Origin of the sequence: Cellulomonas septica (assembly GCF_012396155.1) — a bacterium.
Taxonomy (GTDB): Bacteria; Actinomycetota; Actinomycetes; order Actinomycetales; family Cellulomonadaceae; genus Cellulomonas; species Cellulomonas septica.
In genome coordinates, this window is sequence record NZ_JAAXOY010000523.1 from 1 (window position 1) to 2,573 (window position 2,573).

Below are 2,573 nucleotides of genomic sequence, written 5' to 3' on the forward strand. Positions count from 1 at the left end.
CGTCCTGCACCGCGGTCGTGACGCGCGCGGCCGACGCGGGCCACTCGAGGGCGATCTCCACCTCGACCGCCGCGTGGTCGCCCGTGCGGTGCCAGGAGACCCGCGGGAACCCGCGGCCGAGCGTGCGCTCGACCGTGCCGGCGTGCTCCTCCGACGCGACGCCCGGGACCTCCAGGGCCACCTGACGGGTGATCGCCGTGAGGGCCCGGTCGGCGATGGTCAGCGACCCGCGCGCGCCGACGTCCGGCTCAGCCACGGCGTCGACCCGTCAGCGCACCGGTCACGTCGAGGCGCCCGTCGACGGCGAGCCCGACGGCGACACCGACGCCGCCCAGGACGAGGGCCAGCAGGAACATCGCGAAGCCCCCGACGGCGGCGATCAGCGCGAGCAGGAGGCCGGCGAACAGGCCGGTGGCAGCAGACGACATCGTCACTCCTCGGTGGGGTGGGTGGTGGGGTCGGTGGGGTCGTCGAGGTCGTCGACGTGCACCCGCACGGGCATGGGCGCGACCGCGGACACGGCCCGCCGGACCCGGGCGGCGGTCTCTGCGACCGGTTGCGTCGCCGTGACGACGACGTGCACCTCGGTGCCGCCCTCGTCGACCCGCACGCCCGTGACGCGACGGCCGGGCAGGTACGTGCCGAGCCCGCCGAACGGCCCGCCGTGCAGCCGCACGACGCCCGGGACGGCCAGCACCACGGCCGCGACGACCTCCGCGAGCGAGCCCGGCTCGGGGACGTCGGTGAGGACACGACCCGGGCCGCCCGGTCGGACCTGCTCGTCGACCGGGTGGCCGCGGCCCGGGGTGGTCAGGTCGCTCACTGGACCCGCTGCTCCTGCGGCGGTGCCGGCTGCGGGTCGTCCTGCGGCAGGTGCACGTCGTTCACCGCGACGTTGACCTCGACGACGTGCAGGCCGGTCATCCGCTCGACGGCGCTGATGACGTTCCGGCGGATGCCGTTCGCGAGGTCCGTGATCGAGACCCCGTACTCCGCGACGAGGTCGAGATCGACGGCGGCCTCGGTCTCGCCGACCTCGACCGAGACCCCCTGCGAGTGGTTGGTGCGGGCCCCGGGGATGCGCTCGCGGAGCGTGCCGATCGCCCGGGCGGCCCCGCCGCCGAGCGCGTGCACGCCGGACACCTCGCTCGCGGCGATGCCGGCGATCTTGCTCACCACGGTGTCGGCGATCGTGGTGGTCCCCTCGGGCGTGACGAGCGCGCTCTGGCGGGACGCGACCGGCGGGGTGGTGACGGTCTTGGCGGAGGACTCGGTCATGGTGGCCTCTCTCGACGGGTGCCGCGACGGGCCGGAGCCGGCGGTGCCGCGACGGTGACGCACAGTTGGTCGCCGCTGCACCCGATTCGTCACGCGCGTCGCGAAGATCCGTTCCGGATGCGCGGCCCGCGGCACCACGGGAGTGTGCGGAGGGTGGACGACGAGGAGGCGCCCGACGCGGTGCTGGCCCGGCGTGCGGCGTTGCACGACCACGCCGCGTTCCGGGCGATCGTGGACCGGCACGGCCCGGCCCTCTACCGCTACGCGCGGCGCATGCTCGACAGCCCCGCGGACACCGAGGACTGCGTGCAGGAGGCGTTCGCCGCCGCGTGGACCTCGCTGCCGCAGTTCGAGGGCCGGTCGTCGCTGCGCACCTGGCTGTTCTCGATCACCGCGCACAAGGTCCGCTCGCTGCAGCGCCGGCGGGCACGCGGCGCGCTCCCGCTCCCGTTCAGCCCCGACGAGCGGGTCGACCCGCGCGTGGCCGACCCGCAGCGGTCCCTCGAGCGCTCCGACCTGCTGGGTGCGCTGCACGCGGCGCTCCGCGAGCTGCCCGCCGGCCCCCGGTCCGCCTGGCTCCTGCGCGAGGTCGAAGGTCTCAGCTACGAGGAGATCGCGCAGATCTCCGGGACGAGCGCGAGTACCGTGCGAGGTCAGCTCCACCGCGCTCGCGCGCACCTCGTCAAGCGGATGGAGGAGTGGCGGTGAACGGCGAGCAGGTCCTCGACCAGGCCACCCGCGCCCTGCGTCAGCACACCGACGCGGGATGGGTCGCGCTGCGCGACGACGTCGTCGCCGCGGCCGTCCGCGCGTTCCGCCCCGCCGCTCCCGTCCGCGGACGCTCCGTCGACGGCGAGCTCTGGGTCGCCAGCACCGTGCTCGTCGCCCAGGTCCGCGCCGCCCTCGACGGCCTGCCCGACGCCGCGGCGCTGCGGATCACCTGCACCACCGCGGGGGACGACACGCTCGACCGGCTCACCGTCGAGGTCGTCGCCCTGTTCGGCACGCCGCTGGTCCCCCTGGCCACGCGCATCCGCGCACGGGCGGCCGACGCCGTCGCCGCCACCCTGGGCCTCGACACACCGCCGACCTCCCTCGTGCACGTCGACGTCTCCGTCCAGGACGTCACCGACGACCCCCGGGCGCTCTGACCGCGTCGCGCCGGCCCGCGCCGACACGACGTCCGTGGCCGCCCGCACCCGTGGGCACGGCGGACGCCGCGCGCTACCGTCGGACGATGATGCGACCTGGTCAGGGCGCGGATCGAGACGACGACGCCGACGCGCGGGACGTCG

Annotated in this window: 6 protein-coding genes; 2 read left to right on the top strand and 4 right to left on the bottom strand. The window is 75.8% G+C overall.

The annotated features are described in order from the left end of the window. The 4 genes from HGA02_RS16000 to HGA02_RS16015 all read right to left on the bottom strand — a co-directional run. Window positions 1–256 (bottom strand): Asp23/Gls24 family envelope stress response protein (locus HGA02_RS16000; protein ID WP_168680084.1); only part of this gene is annotated, 256 nt, incomplete at its 3' end. Beyond that, a complete protein-coding gene (locus tag HGA02_RS16005; protein ID WP_168680085.1) occupies window positions 249–428 on the bottom strand; it encodes a DUF2273 domain-containing protein in 180 nt (59 codons plus the stop codon). The genes HGA02_RS16005 and HGA02_RS16000, both read right to left, overlap by 8 nt. Before the next feature lie 2 nt (window positions 429–430). Next, entirely contained in the window at window positions 431–823 is a 393-nt protein-coding gene (locus tag HGA02_RS16010) for a hypothetical protein (protein ID WP_246247913.1), read from the bottom strand. Then, window positions 820–1,278 carry an Asp23/Gls24 family envelope stress response protein gene (locus HGA02_RS16015; protein ID WP_168680086.1) on the bottom strand — a complete coding sequence of 153 codons (459 nt, stop codon included), beginning with the start codon at window positions 1,276–1,278 and terminating at the stop codon, window positions 820–822. Before HGA02_RS16015 ends, HGA02_RS16010 begins: the two co-directional genes overlap by 4 nt. A 153-nt stretch (window positions 1,279–1,431) precedes the next feature. Here HGA02_RS16015 and HGA02_RS16020 point away from each other — a divergent pair, with 153 nt between their 5' ends. Both HGA02_RS16020 and HGA02_RS16025 read left to right on the top strand, forming a co-directional pair. Beyond that, the gene (locus tag HGA02_RS16020; RefSeq protein WP_210728679.1) at window positions 1,432–1,986 is read left to right on the top strand and encodes an RNA polymerase sigma factor; all 555 of its coding nucleotides are present in this window, start codon (window positions 1,432–1,434) and stop codon (window positions 1,984–1,986) included. Then, window positions 1,983–2,429, top strand: a complete 447-nt coding sequence (locus HGA02_RS16025) for a hypothetical protein (RefSeq protein WP_168680088.1) — start codon at window positions 1,983–1,985, stop codon at window positions 2,427–2,429. The genes HGA02_RS16020 and HGA02_RS16025 overlap by 4 nt, the downstream gene beginning before the upstream one ends. Window positions 2,430–2,573: the final 144 nt, after the last annotated feature.

Coding starts and splice junctions, on each gene's coding strand:
- HGA02_RS16005 (WP_168680085.1), bottom strand. CDS start 428: ATGTCGTCTGCTGCCACCGGCCTGTTCGCCGGCCTCCTGCTCGCGCTG.
- HGA02_RS16015 (WP_168680086.1), bottom strand. CDS start 1,278: ATGACCGAGTCCTCCGCCAAGACCGTCACCACCCCGCCGGTCGCGTCC.